An 18269-nucleotide genomic window follows, 5' to 3' on the forward strand; every position below is an offset into this window, starting at 1 on the left:
CAGGAAAATTGCTTCGCTTCTCTCCGAAATTGGAGTGGAGATGATGGATGCCGCGGTTTCTGCAAGCCCGCAAATTGTAGCGAGTGGAAGTGCCACCCTTATGGTCGCGGGCTCGGACGGGGTCTATGAGAAGGCACGCCCGTTGCTGGACACAATGGCCGGTACCATCCATCGCTGCGGCATCCGCATTGGTGATGGCCAGGCCATGAAGATGGTGAACAACGCCATGAATGGTGCTGGTCGAATTGGCATGCTTGAGATTGTCGCCATGGGGATCAAGGCTGGGCTTCCCCTGGAGCGGATGGCTGTAGAGCTGAACGAAAGCCTCGGACGGAGTCAGGTAACGGAGAAGATGCTACCTGCGTTAGTGGAGGGAAGGGCTTCCACCCGGTTTGGACTTCCTCTGATGCTCAAGGATATTACCCAGGCAATGATGCTTGGGATGGAGGTTGAGGTACCGCTTCCGATTACGAGCATCGTGCGTGGCTTGTTGCAGGTTGGGGTCAATACCCTTGGCCAGGGCTCCCAGCTCGAAGACATGGTCGGAGTCATCGGAGACATGGCCGCCACATGTATCGGTCCGACGAGCGCGGAGAACGAGGGAGCGGGCCAGTCAGCAGAATCGGATGCCAACGCCGTGGCTCCCCTTGTGGAGGCCGCAATGTTCGCGCTGGGGCAGTTGGTTACCTATGAATGCACCGCGCTTGGTATCGCTTACGGCTTGCGGTTGCAAGACATCTCGACGGTGATCAACTCGAGTTCCGGCTGGAGTGGCGCGTCGCGTGCGCTCCTGCCCGCCCTTTTGGCCGGCGATCGTAGCCCCGTCAGACCGTTGCGTGAGGTCGCCGACAACCTGCGCAAGGCCTGTGCGCTCGGAAGTAAGGTTGGCGCCCCGATGTTCGTGGCAAATCAGGTGCGCTGCCTGTACGAACAAGCGGCGGTGGCTGCTGCCGAGAAGGCGGATGTGGCGGAAGTCGCGGGACTCGTCGAAGACGTGTCCGGTATTCGTTTCACGCAGTAGGACTTGTGGAGTCCAGCACTGCGGTAAGGAGCTACTCGAAAATGGGTGGCCAATATGAAATCTTGGAGACTACATGAAGCGCCCCATTGTGAAGGCCCTGGCCTTTTCTGGTATTGCACTGGCAATCTCCTCTGCGAGCTTCGCCGCGGACCCGTTCCCCAATCGTCCGGTGCGTATTGTTGTGAATACCGCGCCAGGCGGTCTGCTGGACTTCACCATCCGCCTTGTCGCGAAGGAGATGGGAGCCAACCTCAAGCAGTCGGTCATTGTCGAGAACCGAGCCGGTGGGGACGGCCTGATCGGTATCAACGTGACCAAGTCAGCGGCAGCCGATGGCTACACCCTCCTAGGCTCGGCGGGCACCATGGCTTTCCAGCAGGTTATTCGGGACGATCCGGGCTATGATTTGACACGTGACTTCACCGGCGTGGGCTTCGTTGGACGATCGCCATTCCTGGTCGTGGTATCGCCGGAGCAACCCGACAAATCGCTCAGGGACTTCGTCGCGCGTGCCAAGGGTCATCCGAACACGCTCTCATATGGCTCCGCGGGCGTCGGCACCGCGCCTCACTTTGCTGCCGCGCTGTTCAACCAAAAGGCCGGTCTGCAACTGCTCCATGTCCCGTACAAGGGGAACGGGCCAGCGATGCCTGATGTCATGAGTGGGCGCGTAAACATGATTTTCGACGCCTACTCGAGCAGTCGTGGCTATCTGACTGCTGGAAAGCTCAAGGCGCTGGCAGTTACCTCGACAGCGCGGATATCGGCGCTACCTAATGTTCCCACCCTCGCGGAAGAGGGCGTTCCGGGTTACAGCTACTACACGTGGATGGGTCTTGTAGCACCAACTGGCACGCCCAAGGAGGTCGTTCAGCGCCTCTCGGAGGCTCTGAAGAGCGCCTTGAGTAATAAAGCGCTGGCTGAGCGGCTGAACGGCGAGGGGGTAGAGACGCCCCAGATGACTACAGTTGAGTTCAACCAGTTTCTAGCCAAGGAAGTCAGCCAGACACGGAAACTCGTGACCGACCTCAACCTGCCGAAACAGTAAGCAATGTTCGGGCAAGATCAGACTCAAAGCAATGGGTGCGTCTGCCGTAGCGTAGCCACGGAAACAAGCAGTCCTCATCTGGGGAAAAAGAATGGATAACAGGAAGAATGCAAAAGGCATGGCGTCAGTCACCCGTAGATCACTGTTGTTGGTGGCGTTGGTGAGCATCAGTGTCCCGGCACTCGCTGACGTCTACCCTTCGAGGCCGATTCGTCTGCTGGTCGGCTTTGCCGCTGGTGGTACCACAGACGCGATCGCTCGCTTCTACGCGCAGAAGCTCGCCGTCGAACTCAAGACGCCGGTGGTGGTCGAGAACAAGCCAGGAGCTGGTCAGATCGTGGCGATCCGGTCCTTGAAGGCAGCCGCGCCTGACGGATATACGTTGTATATGGGCACAGGAAGCGCGCTATCGCAAAGTCCGGGCGTGCGCAACGACTTGCCCTACGACCCGGTCAAGGACTTCACATTTGTGGGCCTTGTTGGTACGGCGCAAGGAGTAATCATCGTCAACAACGACGTACCGGCGAAGTCGTTGCGCGACCTGGTCGCATACTCGGCCAAGCATCCCGGGCAGCTGAACTTCGGCTCTTCGGGTATTGGATCCGCTAGTCATCTGGCCGGTGAGTATATGAGCAAGGTGTCGGGAATGATGATGACGCATGTTCCGTACAAAGCAGACGCAGATATCGTCCAGGCGATGTACACCGGCTCGGTGCAAGTCGGAATTGCGCCCGTCCAAGGCGCGGTTACGGCCCTGAGCAGTGGCAAGGTTCGAGCGTTGGCAGTGACCGGCACGCGGCGCGTCAAGGCTATTCCTGATGTACCTAGCGTGTCCGAAGCCGGACTGAAGGGATTTGAAGGACTTGATCCCTATACCTACTACGGAATGATTGGACCTGCCGGATTGCCGGAAGACGTCGTGAGAAAGGTGAACGACGCAATAAATCGCATCTCCTTATCGCCGGATGTCGCCGCACAAGTGCGAGACAAGCTGTATGCGGAGCCGGGAACTAGCGCACCGCAGGCGTTTCGCAAGCAGGTCCAGGATGACATCACTCGGTGGCGTCACTTCAGTAAGTTGGTCAGTGGTGCAAGCTAAAGGTTAGGAGAGGAAATGGGAAACGAAATTGCATCTGCATTGGGCCGTACTTCTGGAGAGCGCCTGAAAGGCAAGGTCGCCGTCGTAATCGGGGCTGGCCAAAGTCCAGGAGAGGGCGTAGGCAATGGGCGCGCAGCCGCTATCAGGTTTGCACGTGAAGGCGCGCGTGTCCTGGCGGTGGATCGGAACATCGAGTCCGCACAAGAGACCGCATCAATCATTCTTGCGGAAGGCCTCGAATGCGTAGCTGCTTCCGCAGACGTGACGCGAGAGGAAGATCTTGCGAGAGTGATGACTGATGCAGCGCAACGGTGGGGCTCCCTGGACGTACTTCATAACAACGTCGGCGTCAGCATTGCGGGCGGAGACAGAGATCTGATGGAGATCACAGAGGAAGGTTTCGACAACATCTGCCGGATCAACCTCCGAGGCACCGTGTTCGCATGCAAGCACGCAGTGGCAATCATGCGTGTGCAGCGGTCTGGCGTAATTGTCAACGTATCATCTTCCGCCGCAGTAGGAAAGTATCCCTACGTCGCTTACAAAGCCTCTAAAGCGGGCGTTATTGCATTCACAGAGCAGTTGGCCCTCCAGAATGCACCTTTCGGCATCCGAGCAAACTGCGTGCTGCCCGGGCTCATCGCCACGCCGATGGCAGTCGATACGCGCGTGAAGGAATGGGGGCAATCGCGAGAGCAGGTCACTGCGGAACGAAAYGCRAAGGTGCCCCTCGGCCGGCAGGGTACAGGCTGGGACGTTGCGAATGCGGCGCTGTTCCTGGCTTCCGACGAAGCCAACTTCATTACCGGAGTGTCGCTTCTCGTGGACGGTGGAAGAATCCTGAATCGCATCTAGGCGACGCAGCCAGACCCGGGCCGTTTCAACGGACGTTACCAATGCCTTGAGAGGCGGCCTCGCTCCTCAGGGCGGGCGTCCCATTTTTTTGCCATTTGAAAAAATGGAACTCATGCCGATGTTCGAAACAGAGCCGCCCGGCGGGACGCAAAAGTACCGAATCGACATTGTGAGTAGAAAAACCCAAGAGGAGGAGACATGAAAAGTAAGGCGATTGTATGGTTCGCCGGTGTGGCATCGGTTTGCGCCRGAAGCGCATATGGGCAATCCAGCGTCACGCTATATGGCGTAGTGGACACCGGGATAGAGTATGCGAATCACCAAACGGAGGGCAACAATAGCGTCGTCCGCATGACGCCGGGCAATATGGCTGGCTCCCGTTGGGGGCTGCGCGGCACTGAAGATCTGGGTGGCGGATTGAAATCCCTCTTTGTACTAGAAAGTGGATTTGAGTCTGACACTGGGCGCGCGTCGCAGAACAGCCGACTGTTTGGTCGATCAGCATACGTGGGGTTGCAGAGCGGATGGGGTGTGCTGACCCTGGGTCGTCAGACCAATGCGCTCTACGACATCTTCGGCACCGTGGACCCGATGTGGATCGCATCAAAGTATTCCATTCTGGTGCAGGACGCTGCCTTCTCCGCTAGAGCTGACAACACGGTGAAGTATGTGGGCATATTCGGGGGCCTGAAAGCGAACGCAATGTATAGCTTCGGCGCTGACAGCACTCGAGACAATGCGAGCGAAGTGCCAGGAAGTCCGAAGATTGGCCGGGAGATCGGAGGAAGTCTGACGTACACGGGCCAGAACTGGGAGGTGACGGCCGCATATGACCAGATCAACACCGGTACTCGAACCACTACGCCGGACGCCACCACCCGCCGTGCTGTAGTTGGCGGCAATTTCGCTATTGGGAATGCCACGCTCTTCGCTGGCTACCGTTGGGCCAAAGCGCTAGACGGCGCACTCCTACCGGGCGCGCGGGCCGGATCGAATCAACGCTCGAACCTATACTGGACCGGCGTCAGATACCAGGTAACCCAACCGCTAAACGTCGTCGCCGCAGCGTATTACCAAGATTTTTCTGGAGCCAGTGCCGACCCTTGGTTCTTCGTGCTCTCCAGCGACTATRCATTCTCTAAGCGTACCGACGTCTACCTAAACGTTGGTTACACGAAGAACAAGAACGGCTCGACACTTGGCCTGGGAAGCTTCGGAACGGTGGCCAACAGCGCTAACCAATTCGGCGCAGTTGCAGGCATTCGACACAAGTTCTAGCGCCTGAAGCGACGGTGCAGAAGGCTCGTGTAGACCGATGGTGACACGAGCCTAAAGGTGCACAAAGGGACCGGGGCAGCACGAAGCGAAGTGCTATCTCGGCGCGTCGAACAGGTGCGCGTTGAACCGGCCCTTGCTTAAGCGACGAATCTTCACGCTGGCGAACACCCCGGCGGAGTTGTAAGGCTCGCTCCGGATGAATTCCTCTGCCTGTTGATAGGTGTCGATGTTAAGCAGGAAAACGCTTCCTACGAACGCATTGCCGAGTTCATCCAGTTGCGGTCCCGGGATCCTGTCGTTCCAATCATTCAAGTAGTTCCGATGAGTAGCCTGAAGCTCTTTACGAAGCTCCGCCGACCCCTCTCGATCGCAGCAAAACACGATGCAAAGCATAAAGTCTCCTGATGAAGAATTCCTCTGTGACTGACTGCGCGCATGGGCGCCATTCCGACCTTGTGCGTCGCGCACGAAAGTTTCGGTGATTGGAACCCGAATTGTACAACGGAACCAATGTAGAGTATTGTGAAGGTAGTCGGCAAGCCAGGCTCGAAGGCGTTGTGAAGTGGACGGACGCGACAACCAGCAGCCTTGGCCTTGCGCGGGGCGGATGTCCGTCTAAGAGTTCGAGTGTCCATTCAGTTAGAGGAAGGTATGAAGACGTTTGATAGGTTTTACATCGGGGGAGAGTGGGTTGAGCCTGTAGGAACCCGCAGCTTTGAACTGGTCAACCCGGCCACTGAGATTCCGTTCGCGAACGTGCGGCTTGGCGAAGTTGAAGACGTTGATCGAGCAGTAACCGCTGCACGGAAAGCTTTTGAATCTTTCAGTGTGACAACCAAGGCCGAACGGATTGCCCTGCTTGAACGGATCGTCGAAGCCTTCGCGGCGAGGCAGACCGACCTCATGAGTGCGATCTCCGAGGAGATGGGAGCTCCGCTTTCCCTTGCTGGTCAAACGACCACGGCCCTCCAGGCCTTTAAGCAGGCCGTGATTACGCTTCGCGAGTACGACTTCGAGAGCCGTATGGGCGACAACGTGATCCTGCGAGAGCCAATTGGTGTGTGTGCTTTGATTACAGCCTGGAACTGGCCTCTCCAACTACTGTGCGGGAAGCTTGCTTCCGCAATCGCCGCTGGCTGCACGGTAGTGGTAAAACCAAGTGAATACACGCCCATTGACGCGTTGYTGCTTGGGGAGGTATTGGCGGCCGCGGGGGTACCGGCCGGCGTCGTAAACATCATTAACGGCGATGGTCCGACAGTCGGAGATGCACTGAGCCGACATCCGGACGTAGACATGATTTCATTCACCGGCTCGACGAGAGCGGGGATTCTGGTAGCTCAGTCAGCCGCAGATACCGTCAAGCGCGTTTGCCAGGAACTCGGCGGGAAGTCTGCAAATATCGTTCTTGAGGACGCAGACCTCGAGGCAGCCGCTCGGTATAACGTCACCCGAGGGTTCTCGAATACGGGCCAGTCCTGCCATTCGCCCACTCGCATCCTGATCCACGAGAGCCAAGCCGAGCAGTTTATTGGCCTACTGCAACGCGAGGCGCAGAAGGTACGGGTAGGCGATCCGCGAAGTCCAGACACGACAGTTGGCCCCGTAGTGAATCGGCCGCAGTTTGAGCGAGTGCAAAGCTACATCGAACGCGGAATCGAAGAAGGAGCGCGATTGGTATGTGGAGGCCTTGGCCGACCTGGCAACCTGGATCGCGGCTACTTCATCCAGCCGACAATCTTCGCCGATGTTCGAGCAGACATGACCATCGCGCAGGAGGAGATCTTCGGCCCGGTGTTGTCGTTGATTACCTACCGTACAGAAGACGAGGCCGTCGCCATCGCGAATGGAACGAAGTACGGACTGGGCGGGTACATCTTCTCCTCGGACGCCGGACGTGCGCGCAAGCTTGCCGCGCGTATGCGGGCGGGGCGCATCTTCTATAACGGAGCTGCGTCTAACTACGTTGCCCCAATGGGCGGTTACCGTCAGTCAGGCAACGGAAGAGAGGTGGGTGTATTTGGCTTGGAGGAGTATCTGGAAACGAAGGCCCTCCTGGGCTTCAATCCAGGCGACTAAACGCAATTTGATTCCAGGTGGTCTCCTTTGCGCAGGAAGCCGGCTCTTTCCTGGCCGCTCTTGCGCACTTTTTACCGTGCACATTGACGACCGGAAACGACAAGACTCAACGACGCCCCGGTAGACCTCTAAGCCTGCCTCCGCACGCGCGTAACGTTTCGGTATGCGAATTCAATACAGCAGGACTGATTCCGCTGAACGTTTACGCCAAAGGTAACAAACCGGTAGGTAAAGACCAAATTTAGATGAACCCAAACGTCCACGACAGGGTGGGAAACGATTGAACCACCGAACGATGGTTGGGAAGATTAAATCGAGAACTAGGAGGAGGCACGTGGCAAAGAATATTTGGCGGCAGCTATGTCTTGCTGGCATCTGTTTGTCGGCATTGGGAGCGGCAGCCGATCCAGGAAGCGCACCGACTCGCATCGTCGTCGCATCGGCACCCGGCGGAAATATCGATGTCCTTGCTCGAATCCTGGCTGAGAAGCTCGGAGTCAGGCAAAAGCGGACATACATCGTAGAGAACCGTCCAGGAGCCGGTGGAAACATCGCGACCGCACAGGTCGCCCAGGCGAATCCGGACGGACGCACGCTGCTTATCGTCTCCACTAGTCACACCAGTAACGTTCACGTCTACAAGAAGGTCGGCTACGACCCGATCAAAGACTTCACGCCAATCGCGAAGCTGGCTGAATCGGCATTTGTGGTCGCGGTCCCGTCGGATTCCAGCATCACAAGTCTCGAGGACCTCGAGAAGGTGGCAAAGGCCCGTCCTGGCTCGCTCAACTATGGGTCTTCAGGCATCGGACAGGGCAATCACTTGGGAATGGAGATGTTGAAGAATCGGCTGGGTGTGAAGATTACTCACGTTCCGTTTACCACAGCAAATGCCCTCGTGACCGCATTGATGGGGAAGCAAGTCGATGTTGCCATGCTCACTCTGCCTGGAGCGTTCATGGGTGTGAAAGCGGGAAAGATTCGTCTTCTGGCTGTAACCAGCCAGAAGCGCGTGGAACGACTTGCCAATATTCCAACGGTCGAAGAGAAGATCGGGGGCGACTTCGTCATGACGAGTTGGCAAGGCCTCGTTGCACCCGCGGGCCTTCCGGCAAAAGAGGCCGCCGAACTAAGTCAACAGGCCGCGAGCGTGATGGCCCTGCCGGAGGTCGTCGATGCGCTCGACAAGATCGCACTTACACCCCAGGTCACAACCCCGGAAGCGTTTCAACAGTTCCTTGTGARAGAGACGCGGCGTTGGGGTGACGTCGCCAAGCAAAGCAACATCAAGATGGATTGAAGATGAAGAACGCTACTCTCTCTCGCCGATATGGTGAGTTCATCGCTTCAACGCAGTATGACGAAATCCCCGCTGAAGCGGCTGAATACGGGAAGATGCTGATCGCCAGTACTTTAGCCAGTTCCGCTCTCGGATCGACGCTCCAATCGAGCAAGATCGTTCGAACCCTGGAAGTCACGCGAGGAGGCTCTCCGGAGTCGACTGTTTGGTTTGGAGGCTGGGAGTCGGTGCCGGCCGTGGCCGCTGCACGCCTGAACGCTCTTATGAGCGATGCGGCTGCTTCGGATGACAGCGATCTCAGGAACATTGTCCACAGTGGGACCCAGGCGTGTGCTGCGGCGCTCGCCGTCGGAGAAAAGGTCGGTGCGTCCGGAGCGGAGGTAGTTGCCGCAGTAGTTATCGGCTATGAAGTTGCCGGCAACATCAACACTGCCATGATTGGAGGCCTGCAGCGAAAAGGCTTTCACGGGTGCGTAGTGGCAACGTTTGCAGCGGCGGCAGTTGCAGCTCGACTGCTGGGGCTCGACGCAGACGCCGCGGCCCATGCACTCGCATTGGCGGCAACCTCAATGGGCGGCTTGCACGCCGCGGCGGCAACCAGCTTAGCGAGGGAGTACCACGCGGGGAATGCAGCAATGATGGGCGTGAACGGCGCTCTAGCCGCTCAGCTGGGATACACCGCCGAGCTCGCCACGTTCGAGATGAAGCGCGGCTTCTTCGAAACACTGGGCGTCACCCAGCAAGCCGAGGAGGTGATCAGTCAGCTCGGGGAGAAATGGTGCATCCTGACCGAACTAGGCATCAAGCTAGTTCCTGGTGGGTCGCCATTTCACGCCGTTGCCGAAGCTGCCGCCAATGCGGCGCGCCGAGGGGACCTGGATGTCGTGGACATTCGCAAGATCGAGTTTACCCTTCCCGATTATCCTTTCCCGGGGCCAAAGCATCCAACCGACCTCATCGGGATCGCGCACAGCCCGTTCTATTTCGCGGCTGCAGGCGCAGCGGATCGTGACTACAGCTGGGAGCACGCATTCCCAGAGAAGATTCAGGACCCCAGGATCCGCTCCTTGTTCGATAAGGTCTTCCGCGTAGATACAGAGGTCGCGGATAAGGCCAACTACAAGAGCGGCGCAATTGTTCGCATCGAGACTGTCGGTGGACAGCTTATCGAAGAACATGTCCGGTATCCGAAGGGTGCCGCTTTGCGTGGAATCACCTGGCTAGAAATTGAAAGCAAGTACAGGAGCCTGATGCCGTATGGCGGCGTCGGAGAGCAGCAGATCTCAGCGTCCATCGAAGTGATACGTGCAATGGAGAATCTCCTGGACGTGCGGAGACTTATCGGCACTCTTTGGCCTGGGAAATCGTAGCCGACGCGCATTCTGCAAAAAAATACACAGGAGATAAGATGACCAACGTTAAAAAAATAAGGCAGGTTACCCTATTCGCGGCAACGCTTTCTGCAATTCCCATCGCCCACGCGGCTGAGCCCTATCCCTCACGACCCATCAAAGTGGTCGTCCCTGTATCTGCGGGTGGGTGGGGCGATATCACGACGCGGATTATTGCCCAGCGACTGGGCCAGGAAATCGGTCAGCCCGTAGTGGTGGAGAACCGGCCTGGCGGGGGCGGGTTGGTGGGTATCCGCTATACGAAATCGGAGTCTGCGGACGGGTACACCTTGATGTCGACGGGAGGGACGCTACCCATCCAAAGCGCTCTCTCACGCGAGACTGGCATTGATGCCATGAAGGACTTTGTCTCGGTAGGTTCAATGGTCCGTTCGCCAGCTGTGGTTGTGGCGGGCGCAGGAACCGAGTACAAGACCATGGCTGACGTATTCAAGAGTGCAAAGGCCAGCCGTGGCGCGATCAGTTATGCATCGGCCGGGGTTGGAACGACCACGCATATTGCGGCGGAGATGATGCTGAAGCAGGCGGGCGTACAGATGCTTCACATTCCGTACAAAGGAAACGGGGCTGCCATGCCGGATGTGATTGCGGGGCGCGTGAGCTTCATGGTCGATGCGTACGGAAGCAGTTCGTCCAATCTCGCGGGTGGAAAATTGCGGGCGCTCGCGGTCACATCGCAGGATCGTCTGAAGCTTCTTCCCAACGTGCCAACCGTGGCGGAGCAAGGCTTGCCGGGCTTTAGTTACTACTATTGGCTCGGCCTCTTTGCGCCGGCCGGCACGCCGCGCGATGTGGTCGAGAAAGTGTCGGCGGCCCTGGAGAAGACCATGAAAGATCCGCAGGTGACAGAGAGGCTTCAATCGGATGGTACAGAGCCGTACTTTAAGAACCCCGCGGAATTCACATCCTTCGTTCGTAAGGAAGTGGCGGACACGACGGCTCTGGTCGAGAAGTTGAACATTCAAAAGCAATGACCCTAGGAAGTCCTCGGCGGCTCGTAGCGTGGCGCTAGGGACTGGCGTCGGATGAAAGGGAGAGAGTGTTGCAAATATCCAGTCAAACAGTGCGTCCGATCGACCCAGAGGCAAGCAAGGCGATCGCAGCATCGATGCTTTCATTGTGCAGCCTGATGACACTCGAAGTCATCGCAATGGGCCTGAAGGCGGGGCTTGCGTTGTCTCCGATGCTTGATGCAATCAACGGAAGCAGCGGGCGTAGTCGATTTACGGAACAGCGACTTGCGGCACTCGCGGACCATCGTCCTGGATTCGAGGGCCCGTTGCTATCAGAACTCTCCGACGGCATTCGACGAGCAATCCAACTCTCCGAGCAATGTGGCGTTTCTCTGCCTCTGGCATCCGTGGCCCGCGGCTTACTGGATGTGGGCATGAACGTCTATGGTGGAGATTCTCGCCTGGGCAGCATGCTGTCTCTTATAGGCTCAATGGCGGGTGTAAGCGACGACGCATATAGACACACACCGCAATCGCCGCTTCCTCAAAGCAGGGTGGGTGCACAAAAGCCGACTATTGGCTACGTGGGTCTGGGCGCAATGGGCTCTGCCTTGGCGCGTAGAGTCCGTACGGCTGCAGACAGGCTTCTCGTGTTCGATGTGGTCCAGGATCGGGTGGCTGAGCAAGTACGGGATGGAGCTATGGCTGCAACGGACATGCCCTCCCTCGCGCGTGAGAGTGACATCATCATGCTTTGTGTCCCGACGTCAGCCCATGTTCGGGAGGTGCTGTTGGGCGAGAAAGGGATGCTGAGGGGCCTGTCACCCGGCAAAGTGGTGATCGATCAGACAACTGGAAGTCCCTCGGATGCCCGCTCGATATCGCAGGCGCTCAACCAACTGGGAGTCGGGTTCGTCGATGCTCCGGTCGCAGGGGGGCCTGCCAGTGCGGACAACGGAACTCTTCTTGCGCTCTGCGGAGGGTCCCAAGAAGACTATCAGAAGGTCTATGGCCTTCTCCAAACTATGGGCCGCAGCATCTACTTCGGTCCGACCGGTAGCGGACAAACGGCGAAACTTGTGAAGAACGCAACTGGCGCTTGTAATCGGTTCATCTGCTACGAAAGTATCGATTTGGCCCGGCGCCTGGGCCTGGGTCTGGCGGACCTCCTGGAACAGACGAAGGACACGGACGCGTGGACCGCGGCACTCCAGAGAATCGCGGAGGCCGAACGCACGGGGGTGCCAACTGCCATCATTACGTCGAAACTGTTCTATAAGGACTTGCGTCTTGTTTCGGAGCTAGCGGCGTCGTTCGGGGCTCCGATGCTTATTGCAAATGCGGTTAGGAGCCGAGTTGAGGCTCTCATTAAAGAGATCGGCCCAGACTCGAACATCGATGAACTTGGCCGGGCATATGGGCTGTCTCGGAAGTGACTGACATTCCAGTGTCGGCCTCGGTGCCCGTCGAGGGAGCCTGACAGTCCCATCTAGGTTTGCTCGTGCCGAGGAGGTGATACATGGAGAGCGTTCGGGGCATCAATACCTTCATACGTGTCGTGCAGACCGGGAACCTAAGCCGGGCCGCTCGGGAACTGGGAATCACGCCCCAGGCCGCCAGCTTGCATATCAAGCAGGTCGAGGAGTGGGTCGGAATTCGGCTTCTGAATCGCAGCACGCGCAGACTAAGCCTAACCGAAGAGGGTTCCAGCTTCTATCGGACCTGTGTCAATGCATTTGACGCCATCGACAGTGAGGTAGAGCGAATGCGTGATGCCTCTGCGGAGGTATTCGGCACGGTCAAGGTTGCTGCACCTGTCGGGATGGCCGCGCGCTTTGTCGCACCAGCTCTCGGATCCTTCCTCGAGAAGTTTCCGCGCCTCTCGGTCGATTTGATCGCCCAGAATCGAATCCCGGACGTGGTCGCCGAGGGCATTGACGTYGGTATCCTTCCACACCCATTGCCCGACACGAGACTCATTGCGCGGCGCGTGGTGACCTCGCCCTTCGTTCTCTGCGCTTCGCCAGCCTATCTGCAGCGGCATGGCAGACCGTCAACAATTGAGGATCTTAAGCGTCATCGACGGATCGATCTGCGGAGCTGGGTGACCAATGCGATCCGGCCGTGGCGCCTCCGCTTCGGCAACGAAATCCTGGTAAGCGAAGGGCAGCCGTCACTTGTCACAAATGACGGCGATAGCCTGATCGAGGCAATGCTGAGTGGAGTGGGGATCGGACTCCTGACTCTCTATCGCGTCACGCCCTACCTGCGTTCGGGTCGGCTCGATACGGTGATGGACGGACAGGTCGAGGGGGAGTTGAGCTACTCCATCTATATGCAGCAACGCCACCACGTGCCGCTGAAGGTCCGTGCCATGGCAGATTTTCTCTACGACGTGCTTAGCCAACATCCCGACCTGCAGCGGCGGGAAGAGCGACCTCCAACGATTCAACGCTAGTCACATCGCGCGGCCGGCGTTTGACACTCGGGAATTGCTTAACTTCAAGGCGTCGTTACGCTGTGCGCGTTCGCCGACGTTTTCAACTCTCCAGCTGTATGGAGACATTGACGTAGTACACGACGCGACCATCGGAAGCAGAGGATTCGATCTTCAATTCGTACTTGAAAGTCCTTAAAGGATGGGCGCGGTTGTGCAGGTATCTCCGCCATAAGATTCATTCATCGGTGCGCTAGATCGCAGTCTCGTCGGGAGCCAGCGTCGGAAGTGCTATCGGAGATTCAGCCAGTTACTGGAGTGGGCATGGATGTCGTCAATACAGACGTTGCTGTCATCGGCGCCGGAATCGCGGGCCTGACAGTCRCTCTACGGCTCGCAGAGCAAGGAATCAGAACGCTGGTAGTTGAAAAAGGTGAGCAGGGTAGGTACCCGTGCAACACCCGGATGGCAGGCGGGGCATTCCACGTCGCCCACCAGGACGTAGCCGAAGATCCTGAAGTCATTCTGGACGCCATTGTCAGCCGCGCTGGCAACTCGGTTGCGAAGGACCTCGCGGAGGCACTCGCACATGACGTTGGGCAGGCAACGCAATGGCTGCAGCAGCACGGTGTGCGGTTCATCAAGGTTGGACACGAGCCTTACCGCAGACATACGCTGGCACCTCCTATTGCAACGCAAGGACGCCACTACTGGCAGGGGCGCGGCGGGGATGTACTGCTACGAACCCTGGCAGCCAGGCTGGAGGCCAATGGGGGAACGGTCCTCTACGGAACTCGTGCCGAGCGCTTGACGATGCGGGGTGGGCAGTGCGTCGGCTTCCTGGCGACGCAATCTACCGCGCAAGTCGGCATTGAGGCAGGCGCGGTTGTGATCTGCGACGGGGGATTCCATTCCAACCTGGACTTGCTGCGCGAGCATATCGCACCTGCGCCAGAGAAGCTTAAGCAACGAAACGCACGGGCAGGCTGCGGAGACGGATTGCGCATGGCAGGTGAAGTCGGTGCTCAGTTCGTGGGAATGACGCGGTTCTACGGGCACGTGCTCGCACAGGATGCGATCTACAACGACGATTTGTCGCCCTTCCCGATGCTCGATCTCGTTTGTGCCGCGGGCATTGTGGTTGATAGATCCGGGCGACGATTCATGGATGAAGGGCTGGGTGGAGTCACCATGGCAAACACCATTGCGGCACAGGCCGATCCCCTGGGAGCAACCGTCATCTTCGACTCGGATATCTGGAATGGCCCAGGGCGCGAGTACCTCATTTCCGCAAATCCCACCTTGATCACGAACGGAGGCACCGTCTACGCCTCGTCCGACGTGGAGGGCTTGGCGCAACAGGCTGGCTTGCCTGCAAACCAGTTAGCAGAGAGCGTCGCGCAGCACAACGCCGCAATCGAGGCCGCCGGTACCGGAGAGCTTCGGCCCCGGCGCAGCACAGGCGTTCATCGAGCGTGGCCCATCCGAACCGCACCCTTCCATGCGGTAAAGCTCTGCGCCGGGATCACATACACCATGGGCGGAATCGCGACCGACGCTGCCGGTCGGGTGCTTGATATTGCCAATCGTCCGATTGCGAATTTGTATGCGGCAGGCTGTACGACCGGCGGAATCGAGGGTGGCGGTGATCTTGAACAGGTTGCATACATAGGCGGTCTCAGCCGGTCGACTGTCTTCGCCCTGCGCGCTGCAAATGCAATTGCGTCAACATGGGCCGCCGCCTGATTTAACCGGTTTTGCAACGTTAATTTTTAATATCGATGAATTTGATTGATGAAATCACATTTCAAACAGACGATGCCGACATTTCCTGCTCTGCATTTCCTTGTTAAAAATGGCAACGCGATTGCATTGCTGCTGGCGTCGAGTATGCCGATAGCCGGATTCTGGATTTGGGAAGTCAGCGGATCTACTGCTTTTCTTATTGGCGGCGGGATCGCAGGTCTTTTTGCTTACCTGATCATGCGCAGTTACGTCGACTTGGTCAGGCTTGTTGTGGACGCGATGCTTCCGAAGTGAGCTACGGCATCGCGCCGTATTGCACGTTAGAGATAGCGCTACTGAATGGTATTTTAACTGGATGGCCTGACATGAATGATGCCATATCGCAGGCACCGGCTTTGAGCGGTGTGCCGCTAGGAAAACGCCGGTCACTGCTCCTGGCGGGAGTGCTGACCGGTGTCCTGGGAAGTCTTGCATCAAGAGACGTAGCGGCCATGGCCTATCCGGATCGCCCCGTTCGCTGGATTGTTCCATGGCCGCCGGGTGGTGGTGCAGATCTTCTCGCACGCATACTTCAAGCGCGGTTGGGTCAATTACTGGGGCAGCCAGTGGTCATCGAGAACCGTGGTGGAGCGGCGGGAAATATTGGCGCATCAGCCGGTGCACGGGCAGCTGCCGATGGCTACACGCTGACGTTTGCCTACTCAGCGACCCATTCGATCAACCCGCTTGTGTTCACGAAGATGCCGTTTGCGCAGAGTGACTTTGCGCCGGTGATTTTCTTGACGACCGTCCCGCAGGTACTCGTTGTCAACGCAAAGCTGCCGGTGCACAACATCCGGGAACTGATTGAGTTATCGAAGAAGCGACAGATTACATACGGATCGGCTGCGCCGGGATCTCTTGGACATCTCGGAGGGGAGTTGCTCGCGTCAATGACAGGCGCAAACATGTTGCATGTTCCCTATCGTGGGGGTGGACCAGCCTTGTCTGCCGTCCTTTCTGGGGAGATCGACGCCCTTATTGGTGTGCCGGTCGTGCTTAAGCCGCAGATCCAAGCGGGGAGGCTCCGCGCATTGGGCATTACCGCCGCGAAGCGGACAAGCGTCTTGCCGAACGTGCCGACGATTGCGGAATCCGGAGTGCCTCACTTCGACGTGAGCTCCTGGAATGGCGTACTGGTACCCGCGGGAACCCCAGGGGCGGTAATTACCACCCTTAACGCCGCTTTCAAAGAGACTCTTCTGGATCCGAAGGTGCGAGAGCAACTCATCGATGCCGGCTATGAGGCGCATGATCTTGGCGTGAGCACCCTTATAAGGATTGGATTCACACGTGCAGAGGCGGATGTCATCTCCGGACATCTGCTTGATGCATCCATGTGGGGTTACGAGTTCGCAGGCCTTCCGCGGATTCTTGTCATTGCGGAAAGACCGGAAATGAAGAAGCCCCGTGTGCCGGTTTCAATCGTGCGCGAGTCTCCGGTCTCGGCATTGCTCGACGGAGGGAACCACGTCGGCTACATCTCTTTAAACCGTGCTGTCGATGTTGTCATCGACAAGGTGCGTCGCTCCGGCATAGCGGTTGTGGGGTTGAGGAACAGCTGGTTTGCGGGACGCAACGCATATTACCTGGAGAAGATTGCCAGGGAGGGGTATGCGGCGATCTACTTCGGCAGCAGCAGCCCAAGCGTTGTGCCGCCAGGGGCGTTAAGCAAGGCGTTGGGGACCAACCCGCTAGCTATTGCCCTACCTGGCAAAGTGGACCCATTTATCTTTGACATGGGGACGGCCTCGGCGATGTCAGGCGAAGTCCTGATGAAGGCCTTCCTCGGCGAGGAATTCCGTGATGTCGTTGGCATCGACAAACATGGCGAGCCCACGCGCGTTGCCCGAGATTTGCTGGAGGGCGGTGTCTTTCCATTCGGCGGACACAAGGGTTACGGCTTGTCCCTCGCAATCCAGAGTCTTGGCCTGATGGCGGGTTCACGGCTACGGAATGGCGACGTTAGCGATTTTGGATATCTCTTCGTCGCTTTCAATCCGGAACTATTGATGCCTGCCGAGCAGTTCAAGGACCAACTGGAGGAGTTATTGAACAAAGTAAGAACACTGCCTCGCCAAACAGTTTCTGCGGAGATTCGAATTCCATCGGAGCGCGGCTTTCGGGAGCGTGAGATTCGACGTCGGCAGGGCATCTTGGTGAACAAGACTGTTTTGGAGCGTCTACAGCAGTTGAAGTGAGCTTCCATCTGTATGGAATTGGAGAGAGACATGGATAAGCCAGTGAAGGGCAGAACAACGTTGGTTACAATGGTGGTATTGACAGCTGCCCTATTTGCCAATGCAGCCTCGGCTCAGGATCACTATCCGAGTCGACCCGTGAGGATTCTTGTCGGCTTTGCGCCTGGAGGCTTTACGGATGTGGCCGCTCGCATCATTGCCCGGAAGCTGACCTCCGCACTGGGCCAGCCCGTGGTGGTAGAGAACCGACCGGGTGCAAATGGATTGATTGCGAGTGACGCCACCGCACACGCACCGGCCGATGGTTATACGTTGATGCTTGCGTCGATTGGTCTCACGACTAATCCGCTGCTTATGAAGGGGGCTAACTATGACCCCGTCAAAGCCTTTACGCCCATTTCTCTGCTCGCGATGGTCCCCAATGTCCTGGTCGCTTATCCCGGTATTCAGGCAAAGAACCTGGCAGAGCTGTTGACGCTGGCCCGCACTCGACCGGCGCCCCTCACGCAGGCCTCGGCCGGAAACGGCTCTCCGGGGCATCTATCTGGCGCCCTTCTTCAGGTGATGGCTGGAATAAGGTTGGATCATGTCCCCTACAAGGGTAGCGGACTGGCAGTAAATGACCTCGTTGGAGGACACGTCGACATCTCGTTTCCCACCATTCCTACGGCCTTGCCGTTGATTCGTGCCGGCAAGCTCAGGGGAATCGCGGTTACAAGCGGGAAGCGATCGCCACTTATGCCCGACGTGCCGACCATCGCGGAAGCTGGCGTACCAGGCTACGACACCGGAGGCTGGTAT

16 protein-coding genes are annotated in these 18269 nt (G+C 57.9%); 15 read left to right on the forward strand and 1 reads right to left on the reverse strand.

Annotated elements, in window-relative coordinates; translation table 11 throughout:
* The 5 genes from AC1DO7_RS29990 to AC1DO7_RS30010 all read left to right on the forward strand — a co-directional run.
* Positions 1 to 1021: NAD-binding protein (locus tag AC1DO7_RS29990; RefSeq protein ID WP_477116903.1), on the forward strand; the 1021-nt coding region annotated here is incomplete at its 5' end.
* 73 nt (positions 1022 to 1094) lie between these two features.
* A complete protein-coding gene (locus AC1DO7_RS29995) occupies positions 1095 to 2069 on the forward strand; it encodes a Bug family tripartite tricarboxylate transporter substrate binding protein (RefSeq protein WP_441620754.1) in 975 nt (324 codons plus the stop codon).
* Positions 2070 to 2160: 91 nt separating this feature from the next.
* Positions 2161 to 3168, forward strand: a complete 1008-nt coding sequence (locus AC1DO7_RS30000) for a Bug family tripartite tricarboxylate transporter substrate binding protein (protein ID WP_441620752.1) — start codon at positions 2161 to 2163, stop codon at positions 3166 to 3168.
* 15 nt (positions 3169 to 3183) lie between these two features.
* Positions 3184 to 4023: an SDR family NAD(P)-dependent oxidoreductase gene (locus AC1DO7_RS30005; protein WP_441620750.1), complete on the forward strand. Its 840-nt coding sequence runs from the start codon at positions 3184 to 3186 to the stop codon at positions 4021 to 4023.
* A gap of 198 nt (positions 4024 to 4221) precedes the next feature.
* Positions 4222 to 5301 (forward strand): porin, encoded by a 1080-nt coding sequence (locus AC1DO7_RS30010; protein ID WP_477116904.1) that lies wholly within the window; start codon positions 4222 to 4224, stop codon positions 5299 to 5301.
* A gap of 93 nt (positions 5302 to 5394) precedes the next feature.
* Here the strand turns inward: AC1DO7_RS30010 and AC1DO7_RS30015 are convergent, their stop codons facing one another.
* Positions 5395 to 5694, reverse strand: coding sequence for a YciI family protein (locus AC1DO7_RS30015; RefSeq protein WP_441620746.1), 300 nt, complete (start codon positions 5692 to 5694; stop codon positions 5395 to 5397).
* A 258-nt stretch (positions 5695 to 5952) separates the two neighbouring features.
* Between AC1DO7_RS30015 and AC1DO7_RS30020 the strand changes: the two genes are divergently transcribed.
* The 10 genes from AC1DO7_RS30020 to AC1DO7_RS30065 form a co-directional block, all read left to right on the forward strand.
* The gene (locus AC1DO7_RS30020) at positions 5953 to 7380 is read left to right on the forward strand and encodes an aldehyde dehydrogenase family protein (protein ID WP_441620744.1); all 1428 of its coding nucleotides are present in this window, start codon (positions 5953 to 5955) and stop codon (positions 7378 to 7380) included.
* A 334-nt stretch (positions 7381 to 7714) separates the two neighbouring features.
* Positions 7715 to 8680 (forward strand): Bug family tripartite tricarboxylate transporter substrate binding protein, encoded by a 966-nt coding sequence (locus tag AC1DO7_RS30025; protein WP_477116905.1) that lies wholly within the window; start codon positions 7715 to 7717, stop codon positions 8678 to 8680.
* A 2-nt stretch (positions 8681 to 8682) separates the two neighbouring features.
* Positions 8683 to 10050 (forward strand): MmgE/PrpD family protein, encoded by a 1368-nt coding sequence (locus AC1DO7_RS30030; RefSeq protein WP_477116906.1) that lies wholly within the window; start codon positions 8683 to 8685, stop codon positions 10048 to 10050.
* A gap of 38 nt (positions 10051 to 10088) precedes the next feature.
* Complete coding sequence (locus AC1DO7_RS30035; protein ID WP_441620739.1) at positions 10089 to 11066, forward strand: Bug family tripartite tricarboxylate transporter substrate binding protein; 978 nt, start codon at positions 10089 to 10091, stop codon at positions 11064 to 11066.
* A gap of 68 nt (positions 11067 to 11134) precedes the next feature.
* Entirely contained in the window at positions 11135 to 12481 is a 1347-nt protein-coding gene (locus AC1DO7_RS30040) for an NAD(P)-binding domain-containing protein (protein ID WP_441620737.1), read from the forward strand.
* Between the two features lie 83 nt (positions 12482 to 12564).
* Entirely contained in the window at positions 12565 to 13503 is a 939-nt protein-coding gene (locus AC1DO7_RS30045; RefSeq protein ID WP_441620735.1) for a LysR family transcriptional regulator, read from the forward strand.
* A 303-nt stretch (positions 13504 to 13806) separates the two neighbouring features.
* Entirely contained in the window at positions 13807 to 15228 is a 1422-nt protein-coding gene (locus tag AC1DO7_RS30050) for an FAD-dependent oxidoreductase (RefSeq protein WP_477116907.1), read from the forward strand.
* Positions 15229 to 15276: 48 nt separating this feature from the next.
* Entirely contained in the window at positions 15277 to 15522 is a 246-nt protein-coding gene (locus tag AC1DO7_RS30055) for a hypothetical protein (protein WP_441620731.1), read from the forward strand.
* Between the two features lie 71 nt (positions 15523 to 15593).
* Positions 15594 to 17468: an Ldh family oxidoreductase gene (locus AC1DO7_RS30060; protein ID WP_477116908.1), complete on the forward strand. Its 1875-nt coding sequence runs from the start codon at positions 15594 to 15596 to the stop codon at positions 17466 to 17468.
* A 30-nt stretch (positions 17469 to 17498) separates the two neighbouring features.
* On the forward strand, positions 17499 to 18269 hold a 771-nt coding region (locus AC1DO7_RS30065), incomplete at its 3' end, for a tripartite tricarboxylate transporter substrate-binding protein (RefSeq protein ID WP_477116909.1).

The organism is Cupriavidus sp. 05N40 (assembly GCF_056397305.1).

What these genes read in the sequence shown, in the direction of transcription:
- AC1DO7_RS30060 (WP_477116908.1), top strand. Translation starts at nt 15,594, where the DNA reads ATGAATGATGCCATATCGCAGGCACCGGCTTTGAGCGGTGTGCCGCTA.
- AC1DO7_RS30055 (WP_441620731.1), top strand. Translation starts at nt 15,277, where the DNA reads ATGAAATCACATTTCAAACAGACGATGCCGACATTTCCTGCTCTGCAT.
- AC1DO7_RS30035 (WP_441620739.1), top strand. Translation starts at nt 10,089, where the DNA reads ATGACCAACGTTAAAAAAATAAGGCAGGTTACCCTATTCGCGGCAACG.
- AC1DO7_RS29995 (WP_441620754.1), top strand. Translation starts at nt 1,095, where the DNA reads ATGAAGCGCCCCATTGTGAAGGCCCTGGCCTTTTCTGGTATTGCACTG.
- AC1DO7_RS30015 (WP_441620746.1), bottom strand. Translation starts at nt 5,694, where the DNA reads ATGCTTTGCATCGTGTTTTGCTGCGATCGAGAGGGGTCGGCGGAGCTT.
- AC1DO7_RS30030 (WP_477116906.1), top strand. Translation starts at nt 8,683, where the DNA reads ATGAAGAACGCTACTCTCTCTCGCCGATATGGTGAGTTCATCGCTTCA.
- AC1DO7_RS30000 (WP_441620752.1), top strand. Translation starts at nt 2,161, where the DNA reads ATGGATAACAGGAAGAATGCAAAAGGCATGGCGTCAGTCACCCGTAGA.